Source organism: Pseudomonas sp. S2_A05, assembly GCF_054668485.1.
This window is the reverse complement of record NZ_CP162775.1, coordinates 2,981,902-2,999,099: the sequence shown is the minus strand read 5'-3', so window position 1 is coordinate 2,999,099 and position 17,198 is coordinate 2,981,902. Positions and strand designations below refer to the sequence as shown.

Genomic DNA, 17,198 nt, shown 5'->3' with positions numbered 1-17,198 from the left:
GCACTTGGTGCGCCTGCCCGGCCGATCAACGGCGGCGCGCCGGTTTACTGCTGCGACCTGCACAGTTTCATTCGCGGCCTGCCGGCAACTGTCCCTGTGTTGTGCGCAGTTGGACGCCTAGAATGAGTGTCCTTGTCAGCAGGCTTCTGGGGTTCGCATGCACATTTCATCGGGGCGCTGGGTGTACGGACTGTTCCTGGCGCTGCTGACCGCTTTTCTGTGGGGCATCCTGCCGATCAAGCTCAAACAGGTATTGCAGGTGATGGACCCGGTCACGGTGACCTGGTTTCGTCTGATGGTTTCCGGCGGCTGCCTTTTCATTTATCTGGCTTCGGTCAAGCGCCTGCCAAGTCGCAAGGTGCTCGGGCCGAAGGGCGGCTGGCTGGTGCTGATGGCGGTACTGGGGCTGGTCGGCAATTACGTGCTGTACCTGATGGGCCTCAACCTGCTCAGCCCCGGCACCGCGCAATTGGTGGTGCAAATGGGTCCGATCATGCTGCTGATCGCCAGTCTGTTCGTGTTCAAGGAACGCTTCAGCATCGGCCAGGGCCTCGGCTTGCTGGTGCTGTTGATCGGCTTCGGCCTGTTCTTCAATCAGCGCCTGGCCGAACTGCTGACTTCGCTGTCCGATTACACCGCCGGCGTGTTGTTGGTGCTGCTGGCGTCGACGGTCTGGACCTTCTACGCGCTGGGCCAGAAGCAATTGCTGACTGTGTGGAATTCGTTGCAGGTGATGATGGTGATCTACCTGTTCTGCGGGCTCTTGCTGACGCCGTGGGTACATCCACTTGAAGCGCTCAACTTGAGCCCGTTGCAGGGCTGGCTGTTGCTGGCGTGCTGCATGAACACCTTGATCGCCTACGGCGCATTCGCCGAAGCGCTGGCGCACTGGGAAGCCTCGCGAGTCAGTGCGACGCTGGCGATCACGCCGCTGGTGACATTTGTTGCGGTGGCGATTGCGGCGCGGATCTGGCCGGACTACGTGCATGCCGAGCAGATCAATGCGCTGGGCTATGGCGGGGCGGTGCTGGTGGTGCTGGGTTCGGCGCTGGTGGCGTTGGGGCCATCGTTGATTGCCGGGCTCAGGGCGCGGCGGGCCAGGGTTGTGCCTGGCTGACGATCGGCGGCGCCTGAATTCGCGAGCAGGCTCGCTCCCACTTTGCAATGCAATTTTCCTGTGGGAGCGAGCCTGCTCGCGAAGACGGACTTTCAGGCGCTACATGACTCAGCCCTTGGCGCCAGCCTCGATCATGTTCTCCGGGCGCACCCAGGCATCGAACTCTTCATCAGTCAGATAACCCAGCTGCAACGCCGCCTCACGCAAAGTCAGCCCTTCGCTGTAAGCCTTCTTGGCGATCTCCGCCGACTTGTCATAACCGATGTGCGGGTTCAGCGCGGTCACCAGCATCAGCCCACGTTCCAGATGCTTGGCCATGACCTCCGCATCCGGCTCGAGCCCGGCGATGCAGTGCTGCTGGAAGTTGCTGCAGCCATCACCAAGCAAACGGATCGATTGCAGCAGGTTGTGGATGATCACCGGTTTGAACACGTTCAGCTGCAAGTGCCCCTGACTGGCGGCAAAACCGATCGCCACGTCATTGCCGAGCACCTGGCAGGCGAGCATCGACAGCGCTTCGCACTGGGTCGGGTTGACCTTGCCGGGCATGATCGAACTGCCCGGTTCGTTGGCCGGCAGCTTCACTTCAGCAAAACCTGCGCGAGGACCTGAGCCCAGCAGACGCAGGTCGTTGGCGATCTTCATCAAGGCCACGGCGAGGGTTTTCAGCGCACCTGAAAGCGTTACCAGCGGTTCATGACCGGCCAGTGCAGCGAACTTGTTCGGCGCGGTGACGAACGGCAGACCGGACAGTGCTGCGAGTTCAGCGGCAATCGCCTCACCGAAGCCGTGCGGCGAATTCAGCCCGGTGCCGACCGCAGTGCCGCCCTGCGCCAGTTCGCAGACCGCCGGCAGCGCGGCGCGGATGGCGCGCTCGGCGTAATCCAGTTGCGCGATGAAGCCGGACAATTCCTGACCGAAGGTGATCGGCGTCGCGTCCATCATGTGCGTGCGCCCGGTCTTCACCAGTTTCATGTGCCGCGCCGCCAGTTCGGCAAGGCCGCCGGACAGCTCGGCAATCGCCGGCAGCAGTTGTTCCTGCACCGCTTTGGCGGTGGCGATGCTCATGGCGGTGGGGAAGCAGTCGTTGGAACTTTGCGAGCGATTGACGTGATCGTTCGGGTGCACCGGCGACTTGCCGCCGCGCGGGTTGCCGGCCAGTTCGTTGGCGCGACCGGCGATCACTTCGTTGACGTTCATGTTGCTCTGGGTACCGCTGCCGGTCTGCCAGACCACCAGCGGGAACTGCTCGTCATGCTCGCCGGCGAGCACTTCATCGGCGGCCTGTTCGATCAGGCGAGCGATGTCGGCGGGCAGGTCGCCGTTGCGGTCGTTGACCCGTGCGGCGGCTTTCTTGATCAGCGCCAAGGCGTGCAGCACCGGTAGCGGCATGCGTTCCTGACCGATTGCGAAGTTGATCAGCGAGCGTTGCGTCTGAGCACCCCAGTAAGCGTCGTCCGGGACCTCGATCTGGCCCAGGCTGTCGGTTTCGATACGGCTCATCGTGCACACTCCTGTTGGTCTGTTGGCGCAATTTAGGCCGGCATCGGCCCGGGTGGTTCCATCGGCTCGATTGTTGACCGCAAAACCCCGCCAATCAAGCGCGGCAAGGGCCGGGGGTTGAGCCATAGCGATTGTTAGGCGCAGAATGGTCGCCCTTGGGGTTCGACCTCGCTTTGCTTAAAGGAAACTCGATGACTCGTCTTCGCGCCATCTGTACCGCGGTTGCACTGGTTTGCGCCAGCGGCCAGGTGCTTGCCGATACCGCCAGCCACAACGCCAGTGCCGAAGCTTTCCTGACGCTGGCTCACGCTGACAAGCTGGGTACCCCGGTGTACATGCAAGTGCAGCAAATGTTCGCCCAGCGCTTTGAACAGACCAAAGCCCCTGAGTCGAAGAAAGCCGTGCTCGAAACCTACCAGGCCAAGGCCAACGCCGCGCTGGACCAGGCCATCGGCTGGAACAAGCTCAAGCCCGACATGGTCAAGCTCTACACCAGCAACTTCAGCGAATCCGAGCTGAAAGATCTGGTTGCCTTCTACCAGTCGCCACTGGGCAAGAAAGTCCTGGAAAAAATGCCGCAGCTGACCCAGCAGTCGGCGCAGATGACCCAGGGCAAACTGGAAAGCGCGGTGCCAGTGGTCAACAAGCTGCTCGATGACATGACCAAAGAGCTGACCCCGGCCGCGGCGCCAGCCAAGAAGAAGTAAGCGGAGTTCGTGATGACCATGCAACAACGCATCGAATCGACGCTGGCTCTGTTACAGCCTGAGCACCTGCAAGTGCTGGACGAAAGCCACATGCACAGTCGCGGGTCACAGACCCACTACAAGGCGGTGGTGGTCAGCGCGCAGTTCGAAGGCCTGAACCGGGTCAAGCGCCACCAGAAAGTCTACGGCACGCTCGGCGAGCTGATGGGCGAGTTCCATGCGTTGGCGCTGCACACCTACACCCCGCAGGAATGGGCAGAGATCGACGGCGCTCCGGCGTCGCCGACCTGTGCCGGCGGTAGCAAACATTAAGATCAAAAGATCGCAGCCTTCGGCAGCTCCTACAGGGCACAGCCGCAGGCGGTGGTGTTTTTTGCTAGAATCCGCAACGCGCCGCTTAGCCGGCGCGTTTTTTATTGAATCCGGTTCACCCTTTGCGAGGGTAGCCACCTGGAGAAATACCCATGACACAACCGATTGTCGTGGCGGCACTGTACAAGTTCGTCACCCTCGAAGATTACGTTGACCTGCGCGAGCCACTGCTGCAAGCGATGGTCGACAACGGCATCAAAGGCACTCTGCTGATCGCCGAAGAAGGCATCAACGGCACGGTTTCCGGCAGCCGCGAAGGCATTGACGGCCTGCTCGCCTGGCTCAAGAACGATCCACGCATGGTCGACATTGACCACAAGGAATCGTACTGCGACGAACAGCCGTTCTATCGCACCAAGGTCAAGCTGAAGAAAGAGATCGTCACCCTCGGTGTCGAAGGCGTTGACCCGAACAAAAAGGTCGGCACTTACGTCGAGCCGCAAGACTGGAACGCGCTGATCAGCGACCCGGAAGTGCTGCTGATCGACACGCGCAACGACTACGAAGTGTCGATCGGTACCTTCGAAGGCGCCATCGATCCGAAAACCACCAGTTTTCGCGAGTTTCCCGACTACATCAAAGAACACTTCGACCCGGCCGTGCACAAGAAGGTCGCGATGTTCTGCACCGGCGGCATTCGCTGCGAGAAAGCCTCGAGCTACATGCTCGGCGAAGGCTTCGAAGAGGTCTACCACCTCAAGGGCGGCATCCTGAAGTACCTCGAAGAGGTGCCGCAGGAAGAAACCAAATGGCGCGGCGACTGCTTCGTCTTCGACAACCGCGTCACCGTGCGTCACGACCTGACGGAAGGCGACTACGATCAATGTCATGCCTGCCGCACGCCGGTCAGCGTTGAAGATCGCGCCTCCGAGCACTACGTCGCCGGCATCAGTTGCCCGCATTGCTGGGACAAGCTCAGCGAGAAAACCCGGCGCAGCGCCATCGATCGGCAAAAGCAGATCGAACTGGCCAAGGCACGCAATCAGCCGCACCCGATCGGCTACAACTATAAGCAAGCATCTTCCGAGGCTTAATCATGTCTGCGCGCCTGCTCTATGTGATGGATCCGATGTGTTCATGGTGCTGGGGGTTTGCTCCGGTGGCCAAGGCACTGGTCGAGCAGGCGCAGGCAGCCGGGGTCGAGCTGCATCTGGTGGTCGGCGGTCTGCGCACCGGCAGCGGTTCGGCGCTGGAGCCGACCACGCGGCGCTACATTCTCGAGCACTGGCAAGCGGTCACCGAGGCCACCGGCCAGCCGTTCAAGTTCGACGGCGCGTTGCCTGACGGTTTTGTCTACGACACCGAGCCTGCCTGTCGCGCCATTGTCACCGCGCGCAGTCTGGCGCCGGATTGCGCGTGGACATTGGTCGGGCTGATCCAGCAGGCGTTTTACGCCGAAGGTCGCGATGTCACCCAGGCCAGCGTGCTGGTCGAGTTGGCGGAGCAGGCCGGTGTGCCGCGTATCGAATTCGCGGCGTTGTTCGATCATGCCGATCAGCACAGGGCGACCCAAGCCGACTTCACCTGGGTGCAGGACTTGGGCATCGCCGGTTTTCCGACCCTGCTGGCCGAGCGCAACGGGCAACTGGCGCTGCTGACCAACGGCTATCAACCGCTCAGCGAGCTGTCGCCGTTGCTCGGCCGCTGGCTGGAGCGCGCGGCCTGTGTCTGACCGCGCCGATGACACGCCAGCCGTAGAGCGTGTCGACCGGCTGAGCTGGGCTGAAGTCCGGCGTCTGGCACTGCATCACAAGAAATCCCTGTGGATCGCCAACGGCGTGGCCGTGCTGGCGACGCTGTGCAGCGTGCCGATCCCGTTGCTGCTGCCGTTGCTGGTCGACGAAGTGCTGCTCGGCCACGGCGATGCCGCACTGAAAGTCATGAATCATTTTCTGCCGAGCATGTGGCAGCAGGCGGCGGGTTATATCGGCCTGATGTTGGTGGTGACCCTGACCTTGCGTTGCAGCGCCCTGTGTTTTGGCGTGTTGCAATCGCGGCTGTTCGCGCGCCTGGCCAAGGACATCGTCTACCGCATTCGCGTACGCCTGATCGAGCGGCTCAAGCGCATTTCCCTCGGCGAATACGAAAGCCTCGGCAGCGGCACAGTAACCACGCATTTGGTCACCGATCTGGATACCCTCGACAAATTCGTCGGCGAAACCCTCAGCCGCTTCCTCGTCGCCATGCTGACCCTGGTCGGCACCGCCAGCATCCTCATGTGGATGCACTGGAAGCTGGCGCTGCTGATTCTGCTGTTCAACCCGTTGGTGATCTATGCCACGGTGCAGTTGGGCAAACGCGTCAAGCATCTGAAGAAGCTGGAAAACGACAGCACCTCGCGTTTCACCCAGGCCCTGAGCGAAACCCTCGATGCGATTCAGGAAGTGCGCGCGGGCAATCGTCAGGGCTATTTCCTCGGGCGCCTCGGTGTGCGCGCGCAGGAAGTACGCAACTACGCAGTCAACTCGCAGTGGAAAACCGACGCCTCGAACCGCGCCAGTGGTTTGCTGTTCCAGTTCGGCATCGACATCTTCCGCGCGGCGGCGATGCTCACCGTACTGTTTTCCGATCTTTCGATCGGGCAGATGCTCGCGGTGTTCAGCTACCTGTGGTTCATGATCGGCCCGGTCGAACAACTGCTCAATCTGCAATACGCCTACTACGCAGCGGGCGGTGCGCTGACGCGGATCAATGAACTGCTGGCGCGTGCCGACGAGCCGCAGTATCCCGGCGGCGTCGATCCGTTCAAGGGGCGCGACACCGTCGGCATCGAGGTGCAAGGCCTGAGCTTCGGTTACGGCGACGAGCTGGTTCTGGATCAGATGAACCTGTCGATCCTGCCCGGCGAAAAAGTCGCGATTGTCGGGGCGAGCGGCGGCGGCAAAAGTACCTTGGTGCAGTTGCTGCTGGGCCTGTACACGCCAGCGGCCGGGACCATCCGCTTTGGCGGGTCGACCCAGCAGGAGATCGGTCTGGAGACGGTGCGCGAGAACGTCGCGGTGGTGCTGCAGCATCCGGCGCTGTTCAACGACAGCGTGCGCGCCAACCTGACCATGGGCCGCATGCGCAGCGACGAAGCCTGCTGGCAGGCGCTGGAAATCGCGCAAATGGCCGCAACCATCCGCGCGCTGCCCGCTGGCCTCGACAGCATCGTCGGTCGTTCCGGCGTGCGCTTGTCCGGCGGCCAGCGCCAGCGTCTGGCGATTGCACGGATGATTCTCGCCGAGCCGAAAGTGGTGATTCTTGACGAAGCCACCTCGGCCCTCGACGCTGCCACCGAGTACAACCTGCACCAGGCGATGGCGAAGTTTCTCCATGGCCGCACCACGCTGATCATTGCCCATCGCCTGTCGGCGGTGAAGCAGGCCGACCGCGTACTGGTGTTCGACGGCGGGCAGATCGCCGAGGACGGCGACCATCGCCAACTGATCGCCGACGGCGGTCTGTACGCCAAGCTCTACGGCAACTTGCAACAGCACTGATCGAAACCCTTGCCGACCTGTCAGAGGTTCTGCGCGCGGTGTAACGCCGCGCCTTGCCTTGAACGAGAACCCCACCTAGTCTCGTCATAGCGAATTCGCCCGGAAGGCGAGCGGGCAGTGCTCATGCAAGGAATCTCATGAAGCAAAAGCAGACTCTGGGAACACCACGGTTGTTGGGTATCGTCTGGCCCTTTATTGCTGTCGTGGTGTTCCAGGCATTACTGGGGGGCGTGAGCCTTTACGTGCTTTCGGCCGTGCGAGGCTACGTCGCTGGCGAAAGCCTGTGGTCCAAGGGCCAGAAAGACGCCATCTATTACCTCAACCTCTACGCCGACAGCCGCGACGAGGCGATCTACCGCAAATACCTGACGGCGATTGCCGTGCCCCAGGGCGGGCACCAATTGCGCCTGGCACTGGATCGTCAGCCGCCTGATCTGCAAGCGGCGCGCGAAGGCATTCTCAAGGGCGGTAATCATCCGGACGATGTCTCCAGCGTCATCTGGCTGTACCTCAATTTTCGCCACTACAGTTATCTGGAAACCGCGATCGATCGCTGGACGATTGGCGATGCCTATCTCGACCGATTGCACGAAGTCGCGCAGGAGATGCATCAGGGCATTGCGCAGAACCAGGCCAGCCCGGGCGATGTGCAGCGCTGGAAGTTACAGATCTTCGCCATCAACGATGCAGTCACCCCAGCGGCCGGGGCTTTCAGCGATGCCTTGGGCGAAGGCTCGCGGGTGATCATGCGCCTGCTGTTGTTCACCAACCTGGCCACCGCGCTGGGTCTGATCGCGCTGGCGCTGTGGCGCACGCACAAACTGCTCAGGCAACGGCATGAATTTGCCCAGGCGCTGCAACTGGAAAAGGATCGCGCGCACATCACCTTGCAATCGATTGGCGATGGCGTGATCACCACCGACGTCAACGGCGCGATCGATTACATGAACCCCGCCGCCGAGGCCATGACGCACTGGAAGGCCGAGCAGGCGGCGGGGCTGCCGTTGTCGGCGCTGTTCAACCTGCTTGACGATAACGCTCAGACCGAAGGGCTGACGTTGATCGAGCACATTCTCAGTGGCCAGCTCAGCGGCGGCAGCGAACATTCCAAGCTGATCCAGCGTCTGGACGGTAGCACCCTGTCGGTGACCCTGGTCGGAGCGCCGATCCGCAATGCCGGCAACGTCAGCGGCACAGTGCTGGTGCTGCACGACATGACTCAGGAGCGGCAATACATCGCCAACCTGTCCTGGCAGGCGACCCACGATGCGCTGACCGGTCTGGCGAACCGCCGCGAATTCGAATATCGCCTCGAACAGGCCTTGCACAACCTGACGCGCCAGCCCGGCCGGCATGCCCTGATGTTCCTCGATCTGGACCAGTTCAAACTGGTCAACGACACCTGTGGTCATGCGGCGGGCGATGAGTTGCTGCGGCATATCTGCACGCTGCTGCAATCAGACCTGCGCGAGGGCGACACCCTGGCGCGACTGGGCGGCGACGAATTCGGGATTTTGCTCGAGAACTGCCCGCCGGACATCGCGGAGAAGATTGCCGAAAGCCTGCGTCAGACCGTGCAGAATCTGCATTTTGTCTGGAAAGGACGGCCGTTCCTGACCACCGTCAGTATTGGCCTGGTGCATGTCGCGCAGAATCCGACCACTCTCGAAGCCTCCCTGCGTGCGGCGGACATGGCTTGCTACATGGCCAAGGAAAAGGGCCGCAACCGCGTGCAGGTCTATCATGCGGACGACTCCGAACTGTCCATGCGCTTCGGTGAAATGGCTTGGGTGCAAAGGCTGCACATGGCGCTCGAAGAAAACCGCTTTTGCCTTTATGCCCAGCAGATCGCGCCGCTCAAGCCGCAACCCGGCCAGGCCGGACACATCGAAATTCTCCTGCGCCTGCATGATGAATCCGGGCGAATGATTTTGCCTGACAGCTTTATTCCGGCGGCGGAGCGTTATGGTTTGATGACCCAGTTAGATCGCTGGGTAGTTCAAAACGTTTTCAAGGTTATTGCCCAGTGTATTGAACAGGAACATGAACTTCCTTTGGCAATGTGTGCGATTAATCTGTCAGGCATTACTATAGGAGATGACGCGTTTTTGCACTTCCTGCGGGAACAGTTTGTTAACTACGCTATACCGCCTGAAATGATTTGTTTTGAAATTACCGAAACCAGTGCAATTGCAAATCTTGGCAGTGCAATTCGTTTTATCAATGAACTCAAAGGCTTAGGTTGTCACTTTTCTCTGGATGACTTTTGTGCCGGAATGTCTTCATTCGCTTACTTGAAACATTTGCCTGTAGACTTCCTGAAGATCGACGGGAGTTTCGTAAAGGATATGCTGGACGACCCGATTAATCGGGCAATGGTCGAAGTGATCAATCACATCGGTCATGTTATGGGTAAGCAGACAATTGCCGAGTTTGTTGAAACTAACCAGATCGAACAGGCGTTGCTTGAAATAGGTGTGGATTACGCTCAGGGGTATGTCATCGAGCGTCCGCAGTTGTTTACCTGTGACAGTTTGCAAAGTCGTCCTGCCAGACCGCAGCCGTTGTTGTTCAAAGCGCCTGGCACGTTCCGTTGAAGTCTCTCGCCGATCCTTGCCATCACAACTCAAAAGGAGCCGAACAGTGATCGACACATTCAACCGAACCGGACCCCTCATGGAAGCTGCAAGTTATCCTGCCTGGGCGCAACAGCTCATCAAGGATTGCAGCGAGAGCAAGCGCCGGGTTGTCGAACATGAACTTTATCAGCGCATGCGTGACAACAGACTCAGCGCGAAAACCATGCGCCAGTACCTGATCGGTGGCTGGCCGGTGGTCGAGCAGTTTGCCTTGTACATGGCGCAGAACCTGACCAAGACCCGCTTTGCCCGCCATCCCGGCGAAGACATGGCGCGGCGCTGGCTGATGCGCAACATCCGCGTCGAACTCAATCACGCCGACTACTGGATGCACTGGAGTCGCGCCCATGGCGTCAGTCTCGAAGATCTCCAGGCCCAGCAAGTGCCGCCGGAGCTGCATGCTCTGAGTCACTGGTGCTGGCACACCAGCTCGGCGGATTCGCTGATCGTGGCGATTGCCGCGACCAACTATGCGATCGAAGGGGCGACCGGGGAGTGGTCAGCGGTGGTCTGCTCGACCGGGGTCTACGCGGCGGCGTTTCCGGAAGAAGATCGCAAGCGCGCGATGAAGTGGTTGAAGATGCATGCCCAGTACGACGATGCCCATCCGTGGGAAGCGCTGGAAATCATCTGCACCCTGGCCGGCATGAACCCGAGCAAGGCTTTGCAGGCGGAATTGCGGCAGGCGATCTGCAAGAGTTATGACTACATGTACCTGTTCCTGGAGCGGTGCATGCAGCTTGAAACTTCGGAACGCTTGCTGGTCAACCGCGAGCGCCGGACCGTAACCGAAAGCTGATCGAACTGTGGGAGCGAGCCTGCTCGCGAAAGCGGTGGGTCATGCAACGAATCGTTGTCTGACACTCCCTCTTCGCGAGCAGGCTCGCTCCCACAATGATTTTTAGCCGGCCATCGCCAGCCGGTTCCGCCCCTCGCGCTTTGCGACATATAACGCACTGTCGGCCCGGCGCAGCAAGCTGTCTGCCGACTCGCCCGGCAACAACGTCGAGCATCCCAGGCTCACGGTGATCTCGATCAACTGGCCATCGGCAAAATATTCCTCTGACTGCGTCGCCTGGCGCAAACGCTCGCCAACCATCGCCGCCGCTTCGCGACCGGTGTTGGACAGCAGGATCAGAAACTCTTCGCCGCCATAACGGAACACCATGTCGACGTTGCGCAGTTGCGCCTTGATCGACGCGGCAATGGCTCTGAGCACGTCATCACCGGCGCCATGCCCGTGGTCATCATTGACCCGTTTGAAGTGGTCGATGTCGAGCATCAGCACCGACAGCGGTTGCGCATGACGGCGCGACATGTCGATCTCGCGCTGCAAGGTCTGCTCCATGGCTACCCGGTTGCCAGCACCGGTCAACGGGTCGCGCAAGGCACTCTGGGTCGCGGCGCGATAGAGCAGGGCGTTGCGCATCGGGTACAGCAGGCAGGACAGTAACGACTCGAGGTCGCCCTGTTCCTTGTCGTTGAAACGCTGATTGCGGCGGAAGACCAGTTCGCCCATGTGCTCGCCTTCGTGGCTCAGGATGTAGCTGACCGAGTGGTGGCCGCGTGTGCCGAACTCCAGGCGCAAGTCACTGGCCTGATGCACATAGCTGAGCGCGTCCAGCGGCACCAGGCGTTGAATTTCGCGAAAGAACAGGCCAAGGATGCGCTGTGGCTCAAGGCTGGTTTGCAGTTGCAGGCTCATTTGCTGACGCAGTTGCGCCAGGCTGGTCGGGCGCTCGATCAGCGCCGGTAGTTGACCGAAGCCCAGGCGCTGCAATTTGGCACTGTCGAAGTCAATTGCATGGGTCTGGGAAGGAGATTTCATATGGCGTGAGCCCCTAAGCAGTAAGTCTGTCTTACAGGCTGGGTGAGAGCGGCTATGGGCTGCGCGTCGTACTGATCCATCAGTCCCGTAGGACGTTTGGCGTAAGTTTAGTCTGCCGCAAGACGATCAGTCAGCTATCGAAATCGGCGTTTGCCCCATGGCCATCACACGGCATGTTTTGAGGGAATTTAGAGCGAAAGGCGTGCCATTCGGTTCGATTTTATTTAAAGCTTTTCGAATCAATGACTTGCTGGAGAATGCCAAGCAGCCGCGCTGGGTTATTGGCGGCTTTGTGACGGTTATGAGCGGCAATGGCTTGCCGCGACAGCATTCTGCCGCGGCAACAAATGCGACGTATGGCGTTATTGGGCGTTGAACGCCTGGCCATTAACGCCTGCGCTGTCGGGGCCCATCAGGTACAGATAGACCGGCATGATCTCTTCCGGTGTCGGGTTGTTCAGCGGATTTTCCCCCGGATACGCCTGCGCGCGCATGCTGGTGCGCGTGCCGCCCGGGTTGATGCTGTTGGAGCGTACCGGCGCAACGCCTTCCACTTCATCGGCCAGGGTTTGCATCAGGCCCTCGGTGGCAAATTTCGACACACCGTAAGCGCCCCAGTATGCGCGACCCTTGCGCCCGACGCTGCTGGAGGTGAACACCACCGAAGCATCCTGGGACAGCTTGAGCAACGGCAGCAGGGTGCTGGTCAACATGAACATCGCGTTGACGTTGACCTGCATGACACGCATGAAGTTTTCGCCGGACAGTTGCTCGATCGGCGTGCGCGGGCCGATGATCGAAGCGTTGTGCAGCAGGCCGTCGAGGTGGCCGAACTCGGTTTCGATCATCGCCGCCAGCTCATCGTACTGATGGGGCAGGGCGGTCTCGAGGTTGAACGGGATCACCGCTGGTTGCGGATGACCGGCAGCCTCGATTTCGTCGTAGACCTCCGTCAGATTGGCTTCGGTCTTGCCCAGCAGCAGCACGGTGGCACCGTGGGCGGCATAGGTTTTCGCCGCAGCCGCACCAATGCCACGGCCGGCACCGGTGACCAGAATGACCCGATCCTTGAGCAATTCAGGGCGAGCGGTGTAATCAAACATAAAAACCTCATAGTCCATTTCATGAAGACCTGCTTCACCCAGTGGCGAGGGGATTTATCCCCGTTCGGCGGCGAAGCCGTCGCAAAACCTGTGTGTCACATCGCCTGGATAAAAGCGGGGGCCGCTTCGCAGCCCGGCGGGGATAAATCCCCTCGCCACACAGGGAATTTGCAACAGTCAGGTCAGCAACTGCACAGCGCGCTATCGAGCACCTTGCGCAACTCCAGCGGGTGATCTACCACAACGTCCGCGCCCCAGTGCCGTGGGTTGTCGTCCGGGTGGATGTAGCCGTAAGTCACCGCAGCGGTCTTGGTCCCGGCATCGCGGCCCGATTCGATATCGCGCAGATCATCGCCGATAAACAGCACGGTCGACGGATCCAGATCAAGCATCTTGCAGGCGAGGATCAGCGGCTCCGGATCCGGCTTGCTGTTCTTCACATGATCCGGGCAGATCAGCAGCGCTGAACGCTCGGCCAGCCCCAGACGCTGCATGATCGGCTCGGCGAAACGCAACGGTTTGTTGGTGACCACGCCCCAGATCAGGTTGGCCTTTTCGATGTCAGCGAGCAGTTCGCCCATGCCGTCGAACAGCTTGCTGTGCACTGCGCAGCCGACCAGATAGCGCTCGAGAAACTCCAGACGCAGCTCCTCAAAGCCCGGCGATTCCGGATCCATCGAGAACGTCACCGCGACCATGGCCTTGGCGCCGCCGGAAATTTCGTCGCGGATATGCTTGTCGTTGATCGGCGGCAGACCGCGATCGGCGCGCATCGCCTGGCAGATGGCGATGAAGTCCGGCGCGGTGTCGAGCAGGGTGCCGTCCATGTCGAAAAGTACCGCTCTGATGGCCATCGGCTTATTCCTCGCGCAGGGTCTGGATCATGTAGTTGACGTCAACGTCGTTGGCCAGCTTGTAGTGCTTGGTCAGCGGGTTGTAGGTCAGGCCGATGATGTCCTTGACGGTCAGGCCAGCCATGCGGCTCCACGCGCCGAGCTCGGAGGGGCGGATGAATTTCTTGAAGTCGTGGGTGCCGCGCGGCAGCAGCTTCATGATGTATTCGGCGCCGATGATCGCGAACAGATACGCCTTCGGGTTGCGGTTGATGGTCGAGAAGAACACCTGGCCGCCCGGCTTGACCATGCGGAAACAGGCGCGGATCACCGACGATGGATCCGGCACGTGCTCGAGCATTTCCAGGCAGGTGACCACATCAAACTGCTCGGGCATTTCGTCGGCGAGGGCTTCGGCGGTGATCTGCCGGTATTCGACGCTGACCCCGGATTCCAGCTGATGCAGTTGTGCGACCGCCAGCGGCGCTTCGCCCATGTCGATGCCCATCACGGTGGCGCCGCGCTGAGCCATGGCTTCGCTGAGGATGCCGCCGCCGCAACCGACGTCGAGGACTTTCTTGCCGGCCAGATTGACTCGTTCGTCGATCCAGTTGACCCGCAGCGGGTTGATGTCGTGCAGCGGCTTGAATTCGCTTTCACGGTCCCACCAGCGATGGGCAAGGGCCTCGAATTTGGCGATTTCGGCGTGGTCGACGTTGCTCATGTTAAATCCTCTAAAACTTGAAAAAGGCTGTAGCCGCGGATATTGCGCCGCGGTGTTTACGATTCGGTGTGGCCGCTGATGCGCTGGCCCCAGTGGCGGGCGGTCTCGCCCAGCTGTTGTTCGTCCATGCGGGTCAGGCGCCGGTCGTCGAGCAGTTGCTTGCCGGCAACCCACAGGTGCTTCACGCAATCACGCCCGGTCGCATAGATCAGCTGCGACACCGGGTCATACACCGGTTGCTGCGCCAGGCCGGACAGGTCGAAAGCGACGATGTCTGCGGCTTTGCCGATTTCCAGCGAGCCGACCTGCGCCTCGATCCCCAGCGCACGGGCGCCATTGAGAGTGGCCATGCGCAAGGCGCGATGAGCGTCCAGCGCCGTGGCAGAACCGGCCACGGCTTTGGCCAGCAGGGCGGCGGTGCGGGTTTCGCCGAGCAGGTCCAGATCATTGTTGCTCGCCGCGCCATCGGTGCCGACGGCAACGTTCACCCCAGCCTGCCACAAACGTTCGACCGGGCAGAAGCCGCTGGCCAGTTTGAGGTTGGATTCCGGGCAGTGGATCACGCTGCTGTTGCTTTCTACCAGCAGCGCGAGGTCTTCATCGCTGATCTGGGTCATGTGCACCGCCTGGAAGCGCGGGCCGAGCAGGCCAAGGCGACCCAGGCGCGCCAGTGGCCGTTCGCCGGTCTGCTCGACGGCCTGCTGCACTTCGAATGCGGTTTCATGCACATGCATGTGGATCGAGGCGTCAAGCTCCTCGGCGATCACCCTGATTTTCTCCAGGTTCTCATCACCAACCGTGTAGGGTGCGTGAGGGCCGAAAGTAATCTTGATGCGTTCGTGATGCTTGAGATCCCCGAACAATTCGACGCCCTGACGAATGGCTTCGTCGGCACTGCTGGCGCCGGGGATCGGGAAATCGAGGATCGGAATGGCGATCTGCGCGCGGATACCGCTGTTGTGTACGCGCTCGCTGGCGACCTTCGGGAAGAAATACATGTCAGAGAAGCAGCTGATGCCGCCCTTGATCTGCTCGGCGATGGCCAGATCGGTGCCGTCGCGGACGAAGTCCTCATCGACCCATTTGCCTTCGGCCGGCCAGATGTGGTTTTCCAGCCAGGTCATCAGCGGCAGATCGTCAGCCAGGCCACGGAACAGTGTCATCGCCGCGTGGCCGTGGGCATTGATCAGTCCCGGCGCCAACAGAACATCCGGCAGTTCACGGATTTCTGTCGCGTTACACTTCAACGCTTCGGCGCGCGGGCCGATAAACACGATGCAACCGTCACGGATGCCCAGGCCGTGCTCCTTGAGCACCACGCCTGCAGGTTCGACGGGGACCAGCCAGGTCGGCAGCAATAACAGGTCGAGCGCAATGGCAGGTTTCGGCATCGAGGGTCGGTTCCAGTGCTTTTGTAAAGGATGGCGAAGTATACCCGAGCGTCTTCGCGGGGGGATCGCTATAATCGGCGGCTTTTGTTCATGAGTGCGGGGTGTGGGATGCGCGATCGACTGTTGGCTGCGGAGAAAGTGAAGGCCATCGATTGGCGTGATGGCGCGCTGCACCTGCTGGATCAGCGTATTTTGCCGTTCGAGGAAACCTGGATCGCCTACACCAGCGCCGCCGGCGTGGCCGAGGCGATTCGCTCGATGGTCGTGCGTGGCGCGCCGGCTATTGGCATCAGTGCGGCCTATGGCATCGTCCTCGCGGCGCGGGCGCGGATTGCCGAGGGCGGCGACTGGTACGCGGCGCTGGAAGAGGATTTCGCTCTGCTGGCCGATTCGCGTCCGACCGCGGTCAATCTGTTCTGGGCGCTGGGTCGCATGCACGATCGCCTGGATCGGCTGAAAAGCAACGCCGATCCGCTGGCGGCGCTGGAAGCCGAAGCTATCGCCATTCATGAAAGCGACCGCGAGGCCAACCTGACCATGGCGCAGCTTGGCGTCGATCTGATTCGCAAGCATCAGGGCAACGCTCAAGCCATCCTGACCCACTGCAACACCGGCGCGCTGGCCACCGGTGGGTTCGGAACTGCGCTGGGAGTGATCCGCGCGGCTTATATAGAAGGCATGGTCGAACGCGTCTATGCCGACGAGACCCGGCCGTGGCTGCAGGGCTCGCGGCTGACCGCGTGGGAACTGGCCAACGAAGGCATCCCGGTGACCCTGAATGCCGACTCCGCCGCCGCGCACATCATGAAAACCAAAGGCGTGACCTGGGTGATCGTCGGCGCTGACCGCATCACCGCCAATGGCGACGTGGCGAACAAGATCGGTACCTACCAACTGGCAGTCAACGCCATGCACCACGGCGTGCGCTTCATGGTCGTGGCGCCAAGTTCGACCATCGACATGAATCTGGCCAGCGGCGATGACATTCCGATCGAAGAGCGTGATGGCGCCGAGCTGCTTGAAGTTGGCGGTAAACGCGTCGGTGCCGATGTTGAAGCGTTCAACCCGGTGTTTGATGTCACTCCGGCGGATCTGATTGACGCGATCGTCACCGAGAAAGGCATCGTCGAACGCCCGGACACCGCGAAAATGGCCCAGCTGATGTGTCGCAAGCGCCTGCATTGACAGGCTTTGGTGTTGTGTTGAGCCATTCGCGAGCAGGCTCGCTCCCACAGGTTTTGTGAACGCCACTGGCCTGTGTGGGAGCGAGCCTGCTCGCGAAGAGGTCGGTAATGTCAATAAACATCGCTAATTCAGACCCCGATTTCACATTCAACCAAGCTCTGAGCCTCTCTCGTCCCCCTCAAGCCTGTCATCGGTCAACTAACTATGCTCCATGCGCATCTGGGGGATAGGTGCGTGGCGGCCTTTGTGATAACATCCGGCGTTTTCCGAGGCGGCTCCACGGAGCTGTCTTTACTGCGCAAATCCGCGATCCA

At 60.8% G+C, this 17,198-nt stretch carries 16 protein-coding genes; 10 read left to right on the top strand and 6 right to left on the bottom strand.

The features are described from left to right. Positions 1–157: 157 nt before the first annotated feature. Positions 158–1,117, top strand: coding sequence for a DMT family transporter (locus AB4O12_RS13615; RefSeq protein ID WP_460058744.1), 960 nt, complete (start codon positions 158–160; stop codon positions 1,115–1,117). 108 nt (positions 1,118–1,225) lie between these two features. On the opposite strand, the gene AB4O12_RS13610 is transcribed toward AB4O12_RS13615, so the two are convergent. After that, entirely contained in the window at positions 1,226–2,620 is a 1,395-nt protein-coding gene (locus AB4O12_RS13610; protein WP_016770937.1) for a class II fumarate hydratase, read from the bottom strand. 191 nt (positions 2,621–2,811) lie between these two features. Between AB4O12_RS13610 and AB4O12_RS13605 the strand changes: the two genes are divergently transcribed. The 7 genes from AB4O12_RS13605 (at position 2,812) to AB4O12_RS13575 (ending at position 10,619) form a co-directional block, all read left to right on the top strand. Further along, positions 2,812–3,327 carry a DUF2059 domain-containing protein gene (locus AB4O12_RS13605; RefSeq protein ID WP_016770936.1) on the top strand — a complete coding sequence of 172 codons (516 nt, stop codon included), beginning with the start codon at positions 2,812–2,814 and terminating at the stop codon, positions 3,325–3,327. Between the two features lie 12 nt (positions 3,328–3,339). Then, positions 3,340–3,639, top strand: coding sequence for a BolA family protein (locus tag AB4O12_RS13600; protein ID WP_016770935.1), 300 nt, complete (start codon positions 3,340–3,342; stop codon positions 3,637–3,639). Between the two features lie 152 nt (positions 3,640–3,791). After that, entirely contained in the window at positions 3,792–4,733 is a 942-nt protein-coding gene (gene trhO / locus AB4O12_RS13595) for an oxygen-dependent tRNA uridine(34) hydroxylase TrhO (RefSeq protein WP_041478261.1), read from the top strand. Between the two features lie 35 nt (positions 4,734–4,768). Then, the gene (locus AB4O12_RS13590; protein WP_178372427.1) at positions 4,769–5,371 is read left to right on the top strand and encodes a DsbA family protein; all 603 of its coding nucleotides are present in this window, start codon (positions 4,769–4,771) and stop codon (positions 5,369–5,371) included. After that, positions 5,364–7,181 (top strand): ABC transporter ATP-binding protein, encoded by a 1,818-nt coding sequence (locus tag AB4O12_RS13585; RefSeq protein ID WP_110646023.1) that lies wholly within the window; start codon positions 5,364–5,366, stop codon positions 7,179–7,181. Before AB4O12_RS13590 ends, AB4O12_RS13585 begins: the two co-directional genes overlap by 8 nt. 137 nt (positions 7,182–7,318) lie before the next feature. Continuing rightward, entirely contained in the window at positions 7,319–9,778 is a 2,460-nt protein-coding gene (locus AB4O12_RS13580) for an EAL domain-containing protein (RefSeq protein WP_460058740.1), read from the top strand. Positions 9,779–9,857: 79 nt separating this feature from the next. Further along, complete coding sequence (locus AB4O12_RS13575; protein ID WP_166554491.1) at positions 9,858–10,619, top strand: TenA family transcriptional regulator; 762 nt, start codon at positions 9,858–9,860, stop codon at positions 10,617–10,619. A 102-nt stretch (positions 10,620–10,721) separates the two neighbouring features. Here the strand turns inward: AB4O12_RS13575 and AB4O12_RS13570 are convergent, their stop codons facing one another. Then, on the bottom strand, positions 10,722–11,648 hold the full coding sequence (locus tag AB4O12_RS13570; protein ID WP_151552915.1) for a GGDEF domain-containing protein: 927 nt from the start codon (positions 11,646–11,648) through the stop codon (positions 10,722–10,724). Between the two features lie 157 nt (positions 11,649–11,805). Between AB4O12_RS13570 and AB4O12_RS13565 the strand changes: the two genes are divergently transcribed. Further along, entirely contained in the window at positions 11,806–12,024 is a 219-nt protein-coding gene (locus AB4O12_RS13565) for a hypothetical protein (protein ID WP_406226931.1), read from the top strand. Here AB4O12_RS13565 and AB4O12_RS13560 read toward each other — a convergent pair. The 4 genes from AB4O12_RS13560 to AB4O12_RS13545 all read right to left on the bottom strand — a co-directional run bounded on the left by AB4O12_RS13560 (position 12,011) and on the right by AB4O12_RS13545 (position 15,699). Continuing rightward, positions 12,011–12,751, bottom strand: a complete 741-nt coding sequence (locus AB4O12_RS13560; protein ID WP_024013876.1) for a YciK family oxidoreductase — start codon at positions 12,749–12,751, stop codon at positions 12,011–12,013. The two genes, AB4O12_RS13565 and AB4O12_RS13560, sit on opposite strands and share 14 nt — an antisense overlap. A gap of 182 nt (positions 12,752–12,933) precedes the next feature. Further along, positions 12,934–13,605, bottom strand: coding sequence for an N-acetylmuramic acid 6-phosphate phosphatase MupP (gene mupP / locus AB4O12_RS13555; RefSeq protein ID WP_041478269.1), 672 nt, complete (start codon positions 13,603–13,605; stop codon positions 12,934–12,936). 4 nt (positions 13,606–13,609) lie between these two features. Continuing rightward, positions 13,610–14,308, bottom strand: coding sequence for a bifunctional 2-polyprenyl-6-hydroxyphenol methylase/3-demethylubiquinol 3-O-methyltransferase UbiG (gene ubiG, locus AB4O12_RS13550; RefSeq protein WP_024013875.1), 699 nt, complete (start codon positions 14,306–14,308; stop codon positions 13,610–13,612). 56 nt (positions 14,309–14,364) lie between these two features. Further along, the gene (locus AB4O12_RS13545; protein ID WP_406226930.1) at positions 14,365–15,699 is read right to left on the bottom strand and encodes a TRZ/ATZ family hydrolase; all 1,335 of its coding nucleotides are present in this window, start codon (positions 15,697–15,699) and stop codon (positions 14,365–14,367) included. Positions 15,700–15,807: 108 nt separating this feature from the next. On the opposite strand from AB4O12_RS13545, the gene mtnA reads away from it, so the two are divergent. After that, entirely contained in the window at positions 15,808–16,884 is a 1,077-nt protein-coding gene (mtnA, locus tag AB4O12_RS13540; protein WP_016770927.1) for an S-methyl-5-thioribose-1-phosphate isomerase, read from the top strand. The last annotated feature ends 314 nt before the right edge of the window (positions 16,885–17,198 follow it).

Coding starts and splice junctions, on each gene's coding strand:
- AB4O12_RS13565 (WP_406226931.1), top strand. CDS start 11,806: ATGGCCATCACACGGCATGTTTTGAGGGAATTTAGAGCGAAAGGCGTG.
- AB4O12_RS13605 (WP_016770936.1), top strand. CDS start 2,812: ATGACTCGTCTTCGCGCCATCTGTACCGCGGTTGCACTGGTTTGCGCC.
- AB4O12_RS13600 (WP_016770935.1), top strand. CDS start 3,340: ATGACCATGCAACAACGCATCGAATCGACGCTGGCTCTGTTACAGCCT.
- AB4O12_RS13615 (WP_460058744.1), top strand. CDS start 158: ATGCACATTTCATCGGGGCGCTGGGTGTACGGACTGTTCCTGGCGCTG.
- AB4O12_RS13580 (WP_460058740.1), top strand. CDS start 7,319: ATGAAGCAAAAGCAGACTCTGGGAACACCACGGTTGTTGGGTATCGTC.
- AB4O12_RS13560 (WP_024013876.1), bottom strand. CDS start 12,751: ATGTTTGATTACACCGCTCGCCCTGAATTGCTCAAGGATCGGGTCATT.
- trhO (WP_041478261.1), top strand. CDS start 3,792: ATGACACAACCGATTGTCGTGGCGGCACTGTACAAGTTCGTCACCCTC.
- AB4O12_RS13590 (WP_178372427.1), top strand. CDS start 4,769: ATGTGTTCATGGTGCTGGGGGTTTGCTCCGGTGGCCAAGGCACTGGTC.
- AB4O12_RS13575 (WP_166554491.1), top strand. CDS start 9,858: ATGGAAGCTGCAAGTTATCCTGCCTGGGCGCAACAGCTCATCAAGGAT.
- mtnA (WP_016770927.1), top strand. CDS start 15,808: ATGCGCGATCGACTGTTGGCTGCGGAGAAAGTGAAGGCCATCGATTGG.
- AB4O12_RS13610 (WP_016770937.1), bottom strand. CDS start 2,620: ATGAGCCGTATCGAAACCGACAGCCTGGGCCAGATCGAGGTCCCGGAC.
- AB4O12_RS13545 (WP_406226930.1), bottom strand. CDS start 15,699: ATGCCGAAACCTGCCATTGCGCTCGACCTGTTATTGCTGCCGACCTGG.
- AB4O12_RS13570 (WP_151552915.1), bottom strand. CDS start 11,648: ATGAAATCTCCTTCCCAGACCCATGCAATTGACTTCGACAGTGCCAAA.
- mupP (WP_041478269.1), bottom strand. CDS start 13,605: ATGGCCATCAGAGCGGTACTTTTCGACATGGACGGCACCCTGCTCGAC.
- ubiG (WP_024013875.1), bottom strand. CDS start 14,308: ATGAGCAACGTCGACCACGCCGAAATCGCCAAATTCGAGGCCCTTGCC.